Raw genomic sequence first — 16514 nt, forward strand, 5'->3', positions numbered from 1 at the left:
GAACCTGAAAAAACCTGAATTTGCCGGACGCACAGCGCGCGTGAGGCCAAAGCGCCCAGCGGTTGTTGCCTGCGTATCCGTGTGATTCACACAAATAGCGCGGGGCACCCTTTCTGGATGGGGCGAATGGTGAGGTTTTGGTAAGGGGCCGAAGGGCCTGCGGAGGCTCACGCCTGCCCCCGAATTTTGGTTAGTGCAGAAGTTAGCGCGGAAACCTGACCCTCACGCCCCTGAGCAGGAGTCTCTGCTTTGCCCCAACCAAAACGGCATTGTTGGGGCTTTTCTTTTGTTCTGTGCTGGGTGTCGCATTCCGGCAACTTGCCTACAGATTGCCTACAAGTCACACCAAAAGAAAAACCCCGCTACCGTATTGATAGCGGGGTTTCCTTTACTGACTTGGTGCCGGAGAGATGAATCGAACACCCGACCTTCTCATTACGAATGAGCTGCTCTACCGACTGAGCTACACCGGCGTAAGCCTGCAATTATAGCGTGGAATGGTAGCTTGTCACCCGCTCGACTTCATTTTTTGAACCCAGAATCACACTGACGCGTTCGTGCAACTGGGTAGGCTGGATGTCGAGGATGCGTTGTTTGCCGTTGGTCGCGGCGCCGCCGGCCTGCTCGATGAGCCAGCCCATGGGGTTGGCCTCGTACATCAGGCGCAGCTTGCCGGGCTTGTTGGGTTCGCGCTTGTCCCAGGGGTACATGAAGATGCCGCCGCGGGTCATGATGCGGTGCACGTCGGCCACCATGCTGGCGATCCAGCGCATGTTGAAGTCCTTGCCGCGCGGGCCTTCCTTGCCCTGCAGGCATTCGTCGATGTAGCGCTTGACCGGTTCGTCCCAGTGGCGCATGTTGCTCATGTTGATGGCGAATTCCTTGGTGTCCTCGGGAATGCGCACATTCTCTTGCGTCAGCACGAACGAGCCCTGCTCGCGGTCGAGCGTGAACATGGCCACGCCGTCGCCCACGGTGAGCACCAGCGTGGTTTGCGGGCCATAGACGCAATAGCCGGCGGCCACCTGCTGGCTGCCCTTTTGCAGGAAATCGCCTTCGTCCACGCCGCGGTCGTCTTCGGGCATCTTGAGTACGCTGAAGATGGTGCCGATGCTCACGTTGACGTCAATGTTGCTGGAGCCGTCGAGGGGGTCGAACAGCAGCAGGTATTCGCCCTTGGGATAGCGGTTGGGCACCACGTAGATGCCGTCCATCTCCTCGCTGGCCATGCCGGCGAGGTGGCCACCCCATTCGTTGGCCTCGATCAGCACCTCGTTGGCGATGATGTCGAGCTTTTTCTGCACTTCGCCCTGCACGTTCTCACTGCCGGCACTGCCGAGCACGCCCCCGAGGGCGCCCTTGTTGACGGCGTGGCTGATGCTCTTGCAGGCGCGTGCCACCACTTCGAGCAGCAGGCGCAACTGGCCGGGAATGAGGCCGTCCACGCGCTGTTGTTCGACGAGGTAGCGGGTCAGGCTGACTTTGTTTGCCATGGATATCTCCTTAATCGGCCAGTGCGCGGGTGACGACCTCGCGCACATCGTTGCTCAGGTCGGGGCGTGCGGCCACGCGGGCGATGGCCTCGCGGGCGCCACTGCGCCAGGGTTCGGCCAGTTTCTTCCAGCGGTCCAGGGCGCGTGCCAGGCGGGCGGCTACCTGTGGGTTGAGGGCGTCGAGCTCGATCACGCGGTCGCTCCAGAACACGTAGCCTGCTGCGTCCGCACGGTGAAACGCGCCCGGGTTGGCGCTGCAGTAGCTGAAGATCACGCTGCGCGCGCGGTTGGGGTTCTTGAGGCTGAAGTCCGGGTGTTGCAGGAGCTGGCGCACGGTGGGTAGCACGTTGCCAGCGCGGTCGGGCGCGCCCGCCTGCAGGGCAAACCACTTGTCGATGACCAGCGGCTCGTCCTTGAACAGCGTGTGAAAGCGCGCCAGGGCGGGGGCGGCCAGCTCGCTGCCGCTGGCCACCAGCGCGGTCAGGGCGTTGAAGCGGTCGGTCATGTTGGCTGCCACCTTGAAGCGCTGATACGCCTTGCCGGGCCAGACCCCATCGCCCGCACGCTGGGCCGCGATGCACAGCATGTGCAGCGCCAGACCGCTGAGCGCGCGGCGGCCGGACGAAACCGGGTCGGGGCGGTAGCCGCCGGTGTCCTGGTGCTGCTCCCAGGCCCAGGCCCAGTCAGGCTGCAGCGACAGGGCCAGCTGCTCGCGCATGGCTTCGCGCACGGCGTGAATGCGCTGGGGATCGACCACGTCGAGCTGCTCGGCGATGTAGGTCTCGGACGGCAGCGTAAGGACCAGTTCCTTGAAGGCCGCGTCCAGTGCCGGATTGCGCAGCACGGAGCGCATGGCCTCGACAAACTCTGGCGAGAGAATATTGCGGTCGAAACGGCCGTGGGCACCCGTCTGCTGTTCGCTATCAGCTATTGCATGGATAGCGGTGCGCAGTGCCAGGCGCTGGCCTGCCTCCCAGCGGTTGAATGCGTCAGCGTCATGGGCCAGCAGCGTGAGCAACTGGGCATCGGTGTACTCGATGTCCAGTACCACGGGGGCGCTGAAACCGCGCAGCACCGAAGGCACGGGCTCGGCATCCAGGTTCGTGAAGGTCAACGTCTGCGAGGCTTCGGTCAGCACCACCACGCGGGAGGTGGTGACCGCACCGGCTTCGTTCGCCAGTTGCAAGGGCAGGGCGGCGCCGGTGCTGGCGTCGATCAGGCCCAGCTCCACCGGGATGACGAAAGGCTGCTTCTCACTTTGGCCGGGCGTGGGCGCGCAGCTCTGCGACAGCGTGAGCGCATAGCTGCGCGTGGCGGCGTCGTAGTGGCCGGTGGCGCGCACGCGGGGCGTGCCGGCCTGGCTGTACCAGCGCTTGAACTGCGGCAGGTGCTGCGCCAGCGGGCTGAGCGGGTTGGCATCGGCAATCGCCTGCACGAAGTCGTCGCAGGTCACGGCCTGGCCATCGTGGCGCTCGAAGTACAGCTTCATGCCCTTGGCAAAACCTTCGCGGCTCACCAAGTTGTGCTGCATGCGCACTACCTCGGCACCCTTTTCGTAGATGGTGACGGTGTAGAAGTTGTTGATCTCGATGTAGCTGTCAGGCCGCACGGGGTGGGCCATGGGGCCTGCGTCCTCGGGGAACTGCGCCGTGCGCAGCACGCGCACGTCCTCGATGCGCTTGACGGCGCGGGCCGAGGGGCTGCCCGCCAGGTCCTGGCTGAACTCCTGGTCGCGGAAGACCGTGAGGCCTTCCTTCAGCGACAGCTGGAACCAGTCGCGGCAGGTGACGCGGTTGCCCGTCCAGTTGTGGAAATACTCGTGGCCCACCACGCTTTCGATGTTGGCGAAATCGGTATCGGTGGCGGTGGCCTCACTGGCCAGAACATACTTGGTGTTGAAGATGTTCAGGCCCTTGTTTTCCATGGCGCCCATGTTGAAGTCGCTGGTGGCGACGATCATGAAGCGCTCCAGATCCAGCGGCAGGCCGAAGCGGGCTTCGTCCCAGGTCACGCTGTGCATCAGCGCGTTCATGGCGTGCTCGGTCTTGCCCAGGTCGCCGGGGCGCACATACACCTGCAGCAGGTGGTCGTTGCCCGAGCGGCTCTTGATCTTCTGCTCGCGTGCCACCAGCTTGCCGGCCACCAGGGCGAACAGGTAGCAGGGCTTCTTGTGCGGATCGACCCACTTGGCGAAGTGGCGGCCGTCTTCGAGCGCGCCGCTGTCCACCAGGTTGCCGTTGGAGAGCAGCACCGGGTACTGGGCCTTGTCGGCGCGCAGCGTGACGGCGTAGCTGGCCATCACGTCCGGCCGGTCGAGGAAGTAGGTGATGCGGCGAAAACCCTCGGCCTCGCACTGCGTGAAGAACGTGCCCTGGCTCACATACAGGCCCATGAGCTGTGTGTTCTTGGCCGGGGCGCAGGTGGTGAAGATTTCCAGGTCGAAGGGCTCGGCGCCTTCGGGCAGGTTCTCCAGCACCAGCTGGTTGCCGTCCATCTTGAACGAGGTGCCGCCGCCGTTGACCATGACGCGCGCCAGGTTCAGCGCTTCGCCGTCCAGGCGCAGCGGCTGTGCCGCCACGTCGGGGTTGCGGCGCAGGCGCATCTTGTTGAGCACGCGGGTCTTGGCGGGGTCCAGGTCGAACGTCAGGTCGACGGTGTCGATCCACCAGGCCGGGGCCTGGTAGTCGGCGCGGTGGATGGCGGGCGCCTGGCCCTGGCCGTCACGCAGTTGCAACATGGTTTTCCTTAAACGCCCTGCTTGAGGGAGGCTTCGATGAATGCGTCGAGATCGCCGTCCAGCACCTTCTGGGTGGCCGAAATTTCGACGCCGGTGCGCAGATCCTTGATGCGGCTGTTGTCCAGCACGTAGCTGCGGATCTGGTGACCCCAGCCCACGTCGGTCTTGGTGTCTTCGAGCTTTTGCTGCTCTTCCTGGCGCTTGCGCATCTCGTGGTCATACAGCCGGCTGCGCAGGCGCTGCCAGGCGATGTCGCGGTTGCCGTGCTGGCTGCGGCCGTCCTGGCATTGCACCACGATGCCCGTGGGGATGTGGGTCAGGCGCACGGCCGAGTCGGTCTTGTTGATGTGCTGGCCGCCCGCGCCGGAGGCTCGGTAGGTGTCGGTGCGCACGTCGGCCGGGTTGATGTCGATCTGGATCGAGTCATCGATCTCGGGATAGACGAACAGGCTGGCAAAGCTGGTGTGGCGGCCGCCCGAGCTGTCGAACGGGCTCTTGCGCACCAGGCGGTGCACGCCGGTTTCGGTGCGCAGCAGGCCATAGGCGTATTCGCCCTCGACCTTGATCGTGGCGCTTTTGATGCCGGCCACGTCGCCAGGGGTTTCTTCTTCGACCGTGGTCTTGAAACCCTTGCGCTCGGCATACTTGAGGTACTGGCGCAGCAGCATGCTGGCCCAGTCGCAGGCCTCGGTGCCGCCGGCGCCGGCCTGGATGTCCACAAAGCAGTTGAGCGGATCGGCCTCGTTGCTGAACATGCGGCGGAATTCGAGCTGCTCGATCTCGGGCTGGAGCTTGGCGGTTTCGGCCTCGATGGTCATCAGGCCGGCCTCGTCGCCTTCTTCCTTGCTCATCTCGTACAGCTCGGCGTTGTCGGCCAGCTCACGCGTGAGCTTGTCGAGCGTGAGCACCACGCCGTCGAGCGACTTTTTCTCTTTGCCCAGCTCCTGGGCCTTCTTGGGATCGTTCCAGACCGTGGGGTCTTCCAGCGATGCGTTTACCGTGCGCAGGCGTTCGAATTTGGCATCGAAGTCAAAGATACCTCCGTAACTCTTGCGTGCGCACGGCCAGGTCGGAGAGGGTGTTGCCGATGAGGTTGATACGTTCTGCGTCCATGGTCTTGTCCTGGGTGTCTTGTGGAATAACCCGCGATTTTCTCATGGGACGCGATCTCTGGCGCCCAATGCCCCCCGACCGGCCCGGCGCCTGCCGCTGCCACCCGAATGCCACCCCGAAAATTTCAGAATGAACAGCTGCTTGCGGTGGATGCATCAGCGCTTGCAAGCATTTTCTTTATGAGTCACCCACGAACTGCTCGATCAGCGCCGCCACGGCCTGGGGCTGGTCGTGGTGCAGCATGTGGCCGGCATCCGGCACCACGGCAATGCGGCAGTCGCGCACATGGGTCAGGCGCTGGTGGTATTCGTCCAGGCTGTATCGGCCCTTCCACCACTGGCCCAGGCTGTCGTCTGCCGCTTCCACGGCCAGCGTGGGCGCGCTGATGGCTTCGTACAGCGCCAGCACCTCGTCCAGGCGAAACAGTTGCGCGTTGATGATTTTGTGCGCTGCGTCGCCCAGGATTTCCCACTGGCCCAGGGCGTTGGGGCGGGCCCAGTGCCGCGCCAGCCAGTCGGCCTTGTCCTGCGACAGGCGCGGGTTGGTCTTCATGAGGCGCTGCGCCACGCCGGCCGCGCTGTCGTAGGTGTTCAGTGCCATCTCGCCGCGCCGCAGGGCCTTGAGTTCGTCCATCCACTGCGCATAGCGCCCGGGCGCCTTGGCGGGTTTGTTCGCGGGCATGCCGAAGCCTTCGAGGTTGACCAGGCGGCGGATGCGCGCGGGCCGGACTCCGGCATAGAACATGGCGACGTTGCCACCCATGCTGTGGCCCACCAGGTCCACCGGGGTGCCGGGCGCGTAGTGGTCGAGCAACTGGTCCAGGTCGGCCAGGTAGTCGGGGAAGAAGTAGTGGTCGGTGGGCACGGGCGGCGCCGTGAGGCCAAAGCCCCGCCAGTCGGGCGCGATGATGCGGCGGCTGCGCAGGAAGTCTTCGCCGAAGGCATCGACGACGAACTGGTAGGACGCGGCCACGTCCATCCAGCCATGCACCAGCACCAGCGGCGGCAGGGCCGCGGTCTCGGGCCCCCACAGGCGCACGTGGTAGTTCAGCTGGCGGATGGCAACGAATTCGCTGCGCGAGGTCTGGCGGGTGACATACATGGCGACGATGTTACCCAGCGGCCGCGGAGCCCATGTCAATCGCGGGACAGCGGGCCCTGCTGCCTGGCGATGAAGCCATCAATGCGCCGGGGCTGTTGCGAACATGCCGGCCAGGCGCTGGCTGACGATGTGTTCCGCCTCGTTCATGATGCGGTCCATCAGCTCCCGTACCGTGGGAATGTCGTGGATCAGGCCCGCGACCATGCCGCAGGACCATGCGCCGGCGTCCAGCTCGCCGTTCTGCATCACCTTGGGATAGACGCCGCCCACTTCGGACACGATGTCGGCAAACGTGATGGCTGCGCCCAGCTGGCGCTCCTTTTCCAGCAGCCGCTCGACCGCTTTGTTGACCAGGACCCGCTCCGTGTTGCGCAGCGGCCGCATCACCAGGCGGGTGTCCAGCTCCGTCGCGGCCAGAATGGCCTGTTTGACGTTCTCATGAACCGTGGCCTCCTGGGTGGCGATGAAGCGTGTGCCCATGTTGATGCCGTCTGCGCCAAGGGCCAGCGCAGCCACCAGTGACCGCGCGTCTGCCATGCCTCCCGACGCGATGAAGGGCACCTTGAGCGCCTCGGCCGCGCGGGGCAGCAAAATGAAATTGGGCACATCGTCCTCGCCCGGATGGCCGCCGCACTCGAAGCCGTCCACACTGACGGCATCGCAGCCTATGTTCTGTGCCTTCAATGCGTGTCGCACGGCGGTGCACTTGTGGATGACCTTGATGCCTGCGTCCTTCAGCAGGGGCATCCACTGCTGCGGGTTGTTCCCGGCCGTTTCGACGATTTTCACGCCACCATCGATGATGGCGCGGATGTAGCCGGCATAGTCGGGCGGCGTGCGCACGGGCAGGAAGGTCAGGTTGACGCCGAACGGCTTGTCCGTCATCGACCGGCACCGCGCGATCTCGGCCGCGAGCGCGGCGGGTGTGGGCTGGGTCAGCGCGGTGATGATGCCCAGTCCGCCGGCATTGGACACGGCGGACGCCAATTCGGCGAGGCCGACGAAATGCATGCCCCCCTGGATGATGGGGCGTTCAATACCCAAAAGCTCGGTGATACGGGTGCGCATGCGGGTCTCCTGGAGGAATGTGGTGGAAAGGGCGGTGTGGCGCGGCTGGTCCGGAAACTCCGATTGTCGCGTCGAATGGCGCCGAGGGAATGCCTTGACGGGTATTCAAAAACTGCAATGCAGAACATCGAGCGATAAAACCCTCTGGCGACTTCATATTCGTTCTGCCTGGTGGCATGATCTGTGCCCACAGGGGGATACATCGTGACATTGGTGGAAAAGCCAGCAGGGGGATCGCCCCGCCGATCGGGCCCTCCCAAGGAAGACCGCCACTTCGTGACGGCGCTTGCGCGGGGGCTGGAGGTCTTGCACGCGTTCAAGTCGGGCGAGGAGAGGCTCGGAAACCATGAGCTTGCCGAGCGCTGCAGCCTGCCCAAATCCACCATCACGCGGTTGACCTACACGCTGACCAAGCTGGGCTACCTGCACCACATCGCCGAGTCGGGGCGCTACCGCCTGGGCCTCATGGCGCTGACGCTGGGGGGCACGACCTTGTCGCGCCTGGATGTCAAGGAGGTGAGCAACCCCTTTTTGCAGCAGCTTGCCAACGAGACGGACACCATGGTGGCGCTGGCGACCCGCGACGACCTGTCCATGTTCTACATCGAGAACTGCCGCAGCGAGACGGCCATCCTCACGCTGATGCTGGGCATCGGCTCGCACATTCCGCTGGGCACCACGGCCGCCGGGCGTGGCTACCTGGCCGGTGCGCCAGAGGGGGCGCGCCAGACGCTGGAGGCGCGGCTCCAGGCCATCGACCCGGTGGGCTGGCCGAGGGTCGAAAAGGGCATTCGCCAGGCGATGACCGATCTTGCCGAGTTCGGTTGCGTGCGTTCCTTTGGCGATTGGCGGCGCGAAATCCATGGCATCGCGGTGCCCGTGCGCCTGGGTTCGGGCCTGCCCCTGATGGTGGTGAATGCCGCCGCCGCGGCCTCTTCGATTTCGGCCGAAACGTTCATGGATGAAGTCCGGCCACGGCTGATCGCCACGGTGCGCGGCATCGAGGCCCAGTTCCACGCCAAAAGCTGACACCGGCATGGGACTTGGCTTGTGCTTGCAGGGGGAATCGGGCGGTGCTCAGTGGCCCGTGGCCTGCAGGATGGCTTCCTCCATGTCGTGCAGTCGGTCCTTGCCGAAGTACATCTCCTGGCCCATGAAGAACGTGGGGCTGCCAAAGGCGCCGCGCGCATGGGCCTGCTGGGTGTTCGCCAGCAGGCGTTCCTTGACGTCGGGCTCCTGGCTGGTGGCCAGAATGGCCTGGGAGTCCAGTCCGGCGGCGTCGAGTTCGGCCGCAATGACCTGCGGGTCCGCCATGTTGCATCCGCGCTCCCACATGCTGGCGTACACCGTGTCCACATAGCGGTCGAAGCAGTGGAGCTTCTGCGCGGCCACGGCCCCGCGCATGATGTGCAGCGTGTTGACGGGAAAGTGGGGATTGCGCTGGAAGGCCGTCAGGCCGTGCTTGTGGATGAAGCGCTGCATTTCCAGGCGCTCGTAGGCGAGCTTGTGGGGGATGTGCGCGTAGGCCTCGACCGGCGAGCGGTTGTTGGCGAGCTTGAACAGTCCGCCGAGCAGGATGGGGATGTACTCGAACCGTGCGCCGGTCTTTGCCGCCATCTGCGGGATGACCTTGTGGCACAGGTAGGCGTTGGGGCTGCCGAAGTCGAACAGGAACTCGACGGTGGTGGGGGTCATGGTGTCTCCTTCCAATGATCAAAATTGCCGGGGGCGATCCCTGCCGGGTCCGTCACCATGGCTCCATCCAGGGGCGAATCTCGGTTTCATGCGTCCAGGCGTCGCGCGGCTGCATGTGGATCTGCCAGTAGAGGTCGGCGATGTGATCCGGGTTGACGATGCCTCCCTGGTCCTTGGTGGCGTAGCGCTCGGGGAAATTGGAGCGGATGAACTCCGTGTCGATGGCGCCATCCACGACCGGATGGGCCACATGGATGCCCTTGGGCCACAACTCGCGCGCCATGCTCTGCGCCAGCGCCCGGAGCGCGTGCTTGGCGCCGGCGAAGGCCGCGAACCCGTCGCGGCCGCGCAGGCTGGCCGTGGCGCCGGTGAAGATGATGGTTCCCCGGCCCCGCGGCAGCATGACCTTGGCCGCTTCGCGCCCCATCAGGAAGCCGCCGAAGCACGCCATCTCCCAGACCTTGAAGTAAACACGGGCCGTGGTCTCGGTGATGCCGTAGCGCACGTTGGCGCCGATGTTGAAGATGGCGGCCTCGATCGGGGCGATCTCGGCCTCGATTTTCTGCACCAGCGCCACCATGTCTTCTTCCTTGCGGGCGTCGCTGCCGAAGCCGTGGGCCTCGCCGCCCTCGTTGCGGATCTGCTCCAGCAGCGGAGCGAGCTTGTCTTCGCTGCGGCGCGTCACGCAGGCGACGTAGCCTTCGCGTGCGAATCGCCGCGCGATGGCACCGCCGGTGGCGTCGCCGGCGCCGATGATCAGAACAGCTTTTTTGCCTTCCATGGGATCTCCTGGGGTTTCGAATGGGGTGATGCGGTTTCAGGCGTGCGATGCACGGCCTTGCGCTGCCATCTGTCTGAGCACGTTCTTGAGCAGCTTGCCGGTGGGCGCCGCCGGCAATTGCTCCATGACGTGGATCTCTGTGGGCTGTTTGTAGGGCGACAGCTGCCCGCGCAGGTGGTGCCGCAGGGCCTGTTCGTCGATGGGGTGGTGGGCCGGTACCTCGACGTAGGCGATGACCTCCTCGTTGTGGTCCACGGTTCGCCCGACGACGGCAGACTGCACCACGCCCGGAAATGCGTTGATGGCCTGCTCGACCTCCAGCGGATAGACGTTGAAGCCGGAGCGGATGATCAGCTCCTTGGTGCGTCCGGCGATGTGCAGTGCACCGTCATCGCCCTGGCGTGCCATGTCGCCGGTGTTGAACCAGCCCTCGGCGTTGATCACCTGGCGCGTGAGTTCGTCCTGGCGGTAGTAGCCTTGCATCACATGGGGTCCCCGCACCCACAGTTCGCCGACCTCGCCCGGCGGCACGCCGACGCCCTGGGCATCCACGATGCGTGCCTCTATCCCGGGAATCGGCAGGCCCACTGCACAGTCGGTGCGTGGGGCCTCGGGCCGCACCTGGGCGATGGTCGGACTGGTTTCGGTCAGGCCGTAGCCGTTGAGCAGCGGCAATTGAAGCTGCGTCTCCACAGCCGCCTTCAGCGCGGGTGTGAGGGGCGATCCGGCAACGCTGATCACGCGCAGCTTTGGCGCCTGCAGGAGGTGCCCCGGGTCACGCAGCCAGTCGAGCAGGCGGGCATACATCGCGGGCACCCCGGTGAAGGACGTGATGCCCTGGCGCAGCGCGGCGGCAAGGAGTTCCGGCGAGAAGCGAGGTTCGAGCACCACCGAGGCGCCGGCAGCCAGGCTGCCCAGCAACTGGGTGGACAGGCCCACGACATGCGCCATGGGCAGGACGCCATAGATCACGTCGCCCGGCCCGACGCGCCGCAGGTTCGTGCCTGCCACGAAGGCGAGATTGGCGTGTGTGAGCATGACCCCCTTGGGGGCGCCCGAGGTGCCGGAGGTATAGATCAAGGCGGCCACCTGTTCGGTCGCGGCGGCATGGCAGGGCTCCGGGACAGCCGCCTGGTTCAGCGGCCCCAGATGCAGCGGGCCCAGGCCAGGCCACTGGCAGGCCTGCGCGCCGTGGCGCTGGGCATGCTGCAGCGCGTCGGGGGATACCTGGGTGGTGTAGATGACGCGCCGGGGCAGGGCGTGCGCGATGATGCCGTCGATCTCGCGCGGGCTCAGGCGACCATTGACGATGCACACCCAGGCGTCCAGGCGGCTGAGCGCAAAGGCGATCACGCCCGCCGCGGCGCAGTTTTCGCCGACGATCAGCACCCGGTCGCCGGCACGCACGCCCCAGTCGCCCAGCTGCACGGCAGCGTCCATGCTGGCCTGCTGCAATTGGGCGAAAGTGTAGGCGTGGTGCGCATCGGCCAGCGCGGGCCGGTGGGGCTGGTGCGCGACCCATGGGTCCAGCAAGGCATGGAACCGGGCAGGCCCGGCAGGGGTGGAGGTGCGCATGAAAACCTGGGTGCTGGTGAACGATGCAGGCCAGTCTATTGCGATATGCAGTCTTGCGCGCCCGCAAAACACGGCCTGAGCGCAAACGAAAACTGCAGTGCAGTTCAAGCGCGATGCGCCGTGGTCTGCCGGACGCAGTGGGCACGGTCCCCGTAAACTCCTGCCTTGCTTATTTACGGGAGCCTGCATGAAAACCATCCAGCTCGGTCAGTCCGGCCTGCATGTCACCCCCATCTGCCTGGGCACCATGACCTTCGGCGAGCAGGTGGGCGAGAGCGATGCCCACGCCATTCTCGACCGCTCGCTGGCGCGCGGGGTCAATTTCATCGACACCGCCGAGATGTATGCCGTGCCGGCCCGGGCGCCCACCTTTGGCGCCACCGAAACCATCATCGGCCGCTGGTTTGCCAAGAACCCCGGGGCGCGCCAGAAGCTGGTGCTGGCCAGCAAGGTGGCCGGCCCCTCGCGCGGCATGCCCTGGATTCGCGAAGGCAAAGGCATGACGGCCGCCGACATCGTGGCTTCGTGCGAGGGCAGCCTGCGCCGCCTGCAGACCGATGTGATCGACCTCTACCAGATCCACTGGCCCGAGCGCCATGTGCCGGCCTTTGGCACCAAGTACTACGACCCGGCCAAGGAAACCGCGCAGACGCCCATCCACGAGCAGCTGCAGGCACTGGCTGGGCTGGTCAAGGCCGGCAAGGTGCGCCATGTGGGCCTGTCGAACGAAACGCCCTATGGCGTGCATGAGTTCGTGCGCCTGGCCGAGGCGCATGGCCTGCCGCGCGTGGCGACGGTGCAGAACCCGTATTGCCTGATCAACCGCAGCTACGACAACGCCCTCGACGAAACCTGCCACCGCCTGAACGTGTCGCTGCTGGCCTATTCGCCGCTGGGCTTTGGCCTGCTGACGGGCAAATACGACGCCAGCGGCATCGAAGGGCCCAGCGCACCCCGGGGCGCCCGCATTGCCAGCTATGAGTCGGTGCGCAGGCAGCGCTGGGGCCGCCCCGAGGCGCTGGACGCCGCGCGCCGCTACAACCAGCTCGCGCGCGAACATGGCCTCACGCCCACGCAGCTGGCGCTGGCCTTTTGCTACGGCAACTGGCGCGTGGCCAGCACCATCATCGGCGTGACCTCGCTGGCGCAGCTCGACGAAGACCTGGCCGCCTGGGACACCGCGCTCTCGCCCGAGCTGCTGGCGGCCATCGACCAGATCCGCTGGCAGGTGGGTGATCCTGCCATTTGAGATGAAGTAGGCTTTCAACACTTTCTGAGTGAGCGCCACCAGCTATTATTTTTGAAGTAATCATGGCCAAAAAGGACAGCAAGGGCGTGCATGTGAGCGAGACCCCCGCGACACAGATGCTCAAGGCGCACCAGGTGGAATTCACCGAGCACCCTTATGACTATGTGGAGCATGGCGGCACCGCGCACAGCGCGGCCAGCCTGGGACTGCATGAGCACACCGTCGTCAAGACGCTGGTGATGCAGGACCAGGACGCCAGGCCGCTCATCGTGCTCATGCATGGCGATTGCAAGGTGTCCACCAAGAACCTGGCGCGGCAGATCGGCGCCAAGTCGGTCGAGCCCTGCAAGCCCGAGGTGGCTAACCGCCACAGCGGCTACCTGGTGGGCGGCACCTCGCCGTTTGGCACGCGCAAGGCCATGCCGGTGTTCATCGAGGAAAGCATTCTTGCGCTGCCGCGCATCGCCATCAACGGCGGGCGGCGTGGTTTTCTGGTGCAGATCGACCCGCAGGTGTGCGTGCAGCTGCTGGGGGCCACGCCGGTGCATTGCGCGCTGGCAGAATAGGCCGCCCCGGCGCACCGCGCCGTGTCGTTGTCCCCCGAAGGAGCTGATTTGAACGCCGTGTACCCCGTCCTTGCCACTGTGGCTGCCTACCTGCTGGGCTCGCTGTCGTTTGCCGTCATCGTGACGCGCCTCATGGGGCTCAATGACCCGCGCACCTACGGCAGCAAAAATCCCGGTGCCACCAACGTGCTGCGTTCGGGCAGCAAGGCCGCCGCCATCGTCACCCTGCTGCTCGACGCGGTGAAAGGCTGGCTGCCCGTGGTGCTGGTGCGCTGGTTTGGCAAGCCCTATGGCCTGGAGGAGGGCACGATGGCGCTGGTGGGGCTGGCGGCTTTCCTGGGGCACCTGTGGCCCGTGTTCTTCCGCTTCGAGGGTGGCAAGGGCGTGGCCACCGCGTTGGGCGTGCTGCTGGGCATCAGTGGCTGGCTGGGGCTGGCCACCGCGCTCACCTGGCTCATCGTGGCGTTCTTCTTCCGGTATTCGTCGCTGGCCTCGCTGGTGGCTGCGGTGTTTGCACCGGTGTATTACCTGCTGGTCAGCGGCGTGGTCTGGTATGCCGAGACCAGCATTGCGGTGGCCGTTGCCGTCATGTCCATGCTGCTGGCCTGGCGCCACAAGGACAACATCCGGCGCCTGATCGAAGGCAAGGAGTCGCGCCTGGGGCGGTCCAAGGCGGCCCCGGAGTCGAAACGCAAGCCGTAACGTACAGCTGGGTACTGCAGGCGCGCCCTGGAAGGCTCAGAGCGCGCCGGACGCCGTCACCAGCCCCATCAGGCTCGAGTTGTGCGGAGTGGCCGCATACAGCCCCAACTGCACCATCGTGCGGTGGTTGAGCTCCATCGTCACGGTAGAGCGGGCCAGGGCCGACTGGATGCGCGGCTTGCCCACCGCAGCGGTCTGGTAGATGCCGGGCCGCGCATGGTGTGCCCCCGTGCGGTCCAGCAGGCTGGCCACGAGGGGCTGGTTGGCCTTTTCACCTCGGCGCAGCACGATGGCCGTATCACCGTTGTCCAGGCGCACAAAGGTGCCCGGCGGGCACAGGCCGACCGAACGCACCAGCGCGTAGCCCACTTCGTCGCGCTGGTCGACTTCGTGGCCGACGATGGCGCGCACGGAGTCGGTGGCGCTGCGGCCGGCGCGCGATTTGCGCGGGCTGATCATGGCGGCGTAGCGGTCGATGGTGCCCAGGATGCGGGTCAGCCGGTCCCGTGGCTCCTGGTCGGCCAGCGGCACGTGGTTGGAAATGCTGGCGTGGTGCTGTCCCACCACGTCCAGCCAGAGGTCGTCGGTGATGAACAGGCGTTCGAGCAAGGCCTGGCTCTCCTGGGGGTGGTTGCGGATCGCTTCCTGCTGCGCACCACTGGGCTTTTCTCGTTGTTCGGCCAGCACGTCCTGCAGCGCCGTCATGGCGATATTCATGGTGAGGGCTGCGCGCACCAGGCTGTCGCGCTCCCGGGCGGGCAATTGCAGCTCCTGCGCCATGATGTGGCACAGGGTGCCGCACACCACCGCGTGCGATGCGCTGTAGCCCACCGTGGAGGTGGAGGCCAGCTGGAACATCAGGTACAGCGCGGCGTCTATGTCGTGGGTCACCAGGTCCTGCAGCCAATGGTCGAGCTGGCGCACCTTGGCCGGAAAATCCTGTACCCGAAGCGGCGTGGAAAGCACGACGGACAGTGCCGACTCCAGGTCGGACCACAGACCCAAAAGGTCTTCGTACTCGCCATCGTGGCGCTGGTTGCCAGGGGGAATTCGGGCGGACATGGGCGAGGGATCAGTAGCGCTTTTCCAGCACCATCTGATCGTTGGTGCGGGTGATCTGGAACTCGGTGAGAAAGCTGTTGCCCAGCAACACGAAGGGCATGGGCTGGGGCGTGACGATGGCCTCGACGCCGTACACCTCGACATCGCCGATGCGCACCGAATCGAGTGTCATGAGCCAGCCCTCGGTGACGCCGTTGGCGGTGCTCATGCGCACGGGCTGGCCGCTCAGGTACTTGAGTTCCATGCGCTCCGCATCGGGGCGGCCGATGGCCACGGTGGAAGCGCCCGTGTCCACCATGTATTGCATGGGGCTGCCATTGATGGTGCCGCTGTTGACGAAATGCCCCTGGCTGTCGGCCGTCAGGACCACGCGCCGGCTGCTGCTCTTGCTGCCCACGCTCACCGGCGCTTCACCCAGGCGCAGGGTGCGCTGGCTGCCCGCGATCTCCACCAACGCCTCGTCCTTGCCGACGGCGACCACCTTCACGCCCAGATGGGATTCGCCGGCGCCCACACTCCGGGGGGCACCGTTGTTGACGACGAGCAGGGCCTTGCTGCCCAGAATGCCGCCCAGGGCCGCCGTCTGCGCGCGCGCACACAGGGGCGCGAGCAGCAACGCGGCCAGCATCGCCAGGGCAGGGCGGAAAGGGTGCCGGTTCATGGTGCGGTGCCGGCGCCAGAGGTGCATTGCGTGCGGTGGGCGCAAAGGGTCGGGCCCGGGCTATCAGTCGCGGAAATTGTCGAAAGACAGCGGCACGTCGTTGATTTCCTTGCGGATCAGCGCCATGGCCGCCTGCAGGTCGTCGCGCTTGGCGCCGGTCACGCGCACCTTGTCCTCCTGGATGGCGGCCTGCACCTTGAGCTTGCTCTCCTTCATGAGCTTCTGCAGCTTCTTGGCCAGCTCGCTTTCGATGCCATTGCGCACCTTGATGACCTGCTTGACCTTGTCGCCGCCCATCTTCTGCACATCGCCCATGTCGAGAAAGCGCACATCCACGTTGCGCTTGGTGAGCTTGTTGCGCAGCACGTCCTCGATCTGGGTGAGCTGGAACTCGGCATCGCCCACCAGGGTGATTTCCTTGTCCTTGATTTCAATGCTGGCCGAGGTGCCCTTGAAATCAAAGCGGGTGGTGATTTCTTTCACGGTGTTTTCCACCGCATTCTTCACTTCAACGAGGTTGGCTTCACAGATGGTGTCAAAAGAGGGCATGGCGGTTCTCGGTCTTTAGGAGGCTGTCGGACTTGGAAATCGTCGGCTGCAAATGGGCCGCAGCGGTCCATTTTTTACCGTCTTTTTGCCCCATAGCCGGGCTATGGGCTGCAAATCCGGCAAAAACTGTCCTCGCTGGGGCCCATTTTCGCTATCGACGCT

The 16514-nt window shown here is 65.4% G+C and carries 15 protein-coding genes and 1 tRNA gene; 4 read left to right on the forward strand and 12 right to left on the reverse strand.

Annotation, left to right across the window (positions count from 1 at the left end; translation table 11 throughout):
• Window positions 1–397: 397 nt before the first annotated feature.
• The 6 genes from BLW02_RS00620 to BLW02_RS00645 form a co-directional block, all read right to left on the reverse strand.
• Window positions 398–473: transfer RNA gene (locus tag BLW02_RS00620), tRNA-Thr, on the reverse strand.
• Window positions 474–485: 12 nt separating this feature from the next.
• Window positions 486–1493 carry a class 1 fructose-bisphosphatase gene (locus tag BLW02_RS00625; RefSeq protein WP_026437633.1) on the reverse strand — a complete coding sequence of 336 codons (1008 nt, stop codon included), beginning with the start codon at window positions 1491–1493 and terminating at the stop codon, window positions 486–488.
• Window positions 1494–1503: 10 nt separating this feature from the next.
• Complete coding sequence (pepN, locus tag BLW02_RS00630; protein WP_208859670.1) at window positions 1504–4230, reverse strand: aminopeptidase N; 2727 nt, start codon at window positions 4228–4230, stop codon at window positions 1504–1506.
• Between the two features lie 8 nt (window positions 4231–4238).
• Window positions 4239–5343 (reverse strand): peptide chain release factor 2 gene (gene prfB / locus BLW02_RS00635; protein ID WP_099049582.1). Its coding sequence is split into 2 segments (ribosomal slippage): window positions 4239–5261 and window positions 5263–5343, totalling 1104 coding nucleotides; the frame shifts between segments, so codons are not numbered across the junction.
• 177 nt (window positions 5344–5520) lie between these two features.
• Complete coding sequence (locus BLW02_RS00640; RefSeq protein WP_092696558.1) at window positions 5521–6444, reverse strand: alpha/beta fold hydrolase; 924 nt, start codon at window positions 6442–6444, stop codon at window positions 5521–5523.
• A 78-nt stretch (window positions 6445–6522) separates the two neighbouring features.
• Complete coding sequence (locus BLW02_RS00645) at window positions 6523–7512, reverse strand: NAD(P)H-dependent flavin oxidoreductase (RefSeq protein ID WP_092696559.1); 990 nt, start codon at window positions 7510–7512, stop codon at window positions 6523–6525.
• Window positions 7513–7716: 204 nt separating this feature from the next.
• Here BLW02_RS00645 and BLW02_RS00650 point away from each other — a divergent pair, with 204 nt between their 5' ends.
• Window positions 7717–8541 (forward strand): IclR family transcriptional regulator, encoded by an 825-nt coding sequence (locus BLW02_RS00650; protein WP_244273584.1) that lies wholly within the window; start codon window positions 7717–7719, stop codon window positions 8539–8541.
• Window positions 8542–8589: 48 nt separating this feature from the next.
• Here BLW02_RS00650 and BLW02_RS00655 read toward each other — a convergent pair whose 3' ends face one another.
• Genes BLW02_RS00655 through BLW02_RS00665 form a run of 3 tightly spaced genes read right to left on the reverse strand, consistent with a single transcriptional unit; the run spans window position 8590 to window position 11563 of the window.
• Window positions 8590–9207, reverse strand: a complete 618-nt coding sequence (locus tag BLW02_RS00655; RefSeq protein WP_092696560.1) for a 2-hydroxychromene-2-carboxylate isomerase — start codon at window positions 9205–9207, stop codon at window positions 8590–8592.
• A 52-nt stretch (window positions 9208–9259) separates the two neighbouring features.
• Entirely contained in the window at window positions 9260–9988 is a 729-nt protein-coding gene (locus BLW02_RS00660; RefSeq protein WP_092696561.1) for an SDR family oxidoreductase, read from the reverse strand.
• 36 nt (window positions 9989–10024) lie between these two features.
• Window positions 10025–11563 carry a class I adenylate-forming enzyme family protein gene (locus BLW02_RS00665; RefSeq protein ID WP_159433757.1) on the reverse strand — a complete coding sequence of 513 codons (1539 nt, stop codon included), beginning with the start codon at window positions 11561–11563 and terminating at the stop codon, window positions 10025–10027.
• Between the two features lie 187 nt (window positions 11564–11750).
• Between BLW02_RS00665 and BLW02_RS00670 the strand changes: the two genes are divergently transcribed.
• From BLW02_RS00670 to plsY, 3 genes are all read left to right on the forward strand, one after another.
• Window positions 11751–12812: an aldo/keto reductase gene (locus BLW02_RS00670; protein ID WP_092696563.1), complete on the forward strand. Its 1062-nt coding sequence runs from the start codon at window positions 11751–11753 to the stop codon at window positions 12810–12812.
• A gap of 62 nt (window positions 12813–12874) precedes the next feature.
• Window positions 12875–13378: a Cys-tRNA(Pro) deacylase gene (gene ybaK, locus BLW02_RS00675; RefSeq protein WP_092696564.1), complete on the forward strand. Its 504-nt coding sequence runs from the start codon at window positions 12875–12877 to the stop codon at window positions 13376–13378.
• Between the two features lie 48 nt (window positions 13379–13426).
• A complete protein-coding gene (gene plsY, locus BLW02_RS00680) occupies window positions 13427–14080 on the forward strand; it encodes a glycerol-3-phosphate 1-O-acyltransferase PlsY (protein ID WP_092696565.1) in 654 nt (217 codons plus the stop codon).
• A 36-nt stretch (window positions 14081–14116) separates the two neighbouring features.
• Here the strand turns inward: plsY and BLW02_RS00685 are convergent, their stop codons facing one another.
• From BLW02_RS00685 to BLW02_RS00695, 3 genes are all read right to left on the reverse strand, one after another.
• Entirely contained in the window at window positions 14117–15142 is a 1026-nt protein-coding gene (locus BLW02_RS00685; protein WP_092696566.1) for an HD-GYP domain-containing protein, read from the reverse strand.
• A gap of 10 nt (window positions 15143–15152) precedes the next feature.
• Entirely contained in the window at window positions 15153–15803 is a 651-nt protein-coding gene (locus BLW02_RS00690) for a retropepsin-like aspartic protease family protein (RefSeq protein WP_092696730.1), read from the reverse strand.
• 63 nt (window positions 15804–15866) lie between these two features.
• Window positions 15867–16352: a YajQ family cyclic di-GMP-binding protein gene (locus BLW02_RS00695; RefSeq protein ID WP_026437620.1), complete on the reverse strand. Its 486-nt coding sequence runs from the start codon at window positions 16350–16352 to the stop codon at window positions 15867–15869.
• Window positions 16353–16514: the final 162 nt, after the last annotated feature.

It is taken from the genome of Acidovorax soli (assembly GCF_900107605.1).
Classification (GTDB): Bacteria; Pseudomonadota; Gammaproteobacteria; order Burkholderiales; family Burkholderiaceae_C; genus Acidovorax; species Acidovorax soli.

Bases quoted from the DNA above. Each gene is read 5' to 3' on its own strand.
- BLW02_RS00625 (WP_026437633.1), bottom strand. From the start codon at position 1,493: ATGGCAAACAAAGTCAGCCTGACCCGCTACCTCGTCGAACAACAGCGC.
- pepN (WP_208859670.1), bottom strand. From the start codon at position 4,230: ATGTTGCAACTGCGTGACGGCCAGGGCCAGGCGCCCGCCATCCACCGC.
- BLW02_RS00640 (WP_092696558.1), bottom strand. From the start codon at position 6,444: ATGTATGTCACCCGCCAGACCTCGCGCAGCGAATTCGTTGCCATCCGC.
- BLW02_RS00645 (WP_092696559.1), bottom strand. From the start codon at position 7,512: ATGCGCACCCGTATCACCGAGCTTTTGGGTATTGAACGCCCCATCATC.
- BLW02_RS00655 (WP_092696560.1), bottom strand. From the start codon at position 9,207: ATGACCCCCACCACCGTCGAGTTCCTGTTCGACTTCGGCAGCCCCAAC.
- BLW02_RS00660 (WP_092696561.1), bottom strand. From the start codon at position 9,988: ATGGAAGGCAAAAAAGCTGTTCTGATCATCGGCGCCGGCGACGCCACC.
- BLW02_RS00665 (WP_159433757.1), bottom strand. From the start codon at position 11,563: ATGCGCACCTCCACCCCTGCCGGGCCTGCCCGGTTCCATGCCTTGCTG.
- BLW02_RS00670 (WP_092696563.1), top strand. From the start codon at position 11,751: ATGAAAACCATCCAGCTCGGTCAGTCCGGCCTGCATGTCACCCCCATC.
- ybaK (WP_092696564.1), top strand. From the start codon at position 12,875: ATGGCCAAAAAGGACAGCAAGGGCGTGCATGTGAGCGAGACCCCCGCG.
- BLW02_RS00685 (WP_092696566.1), bottom strand. From the start codon at position 15,142: ATGTCCGCCCGAATTCCCCCTGGCAACCAGCGCCACGATGGCGAGTAC.
- BLW02_RS00690 (WP_092696730.1), bottom strand. From the start codon at position 15,803: ATGAACCGGCACCCTTTCCGCCCTGCCCTGGCGATGCTGGCCGCGTTG.
- BLW02_RS00695 (WP_026437620.1), bottom strand. From the start codon at position 16,352: ATGCCCTCTTTTGACACCATCTGTGAAGCCAACCTCGTTGAAGTGAAG.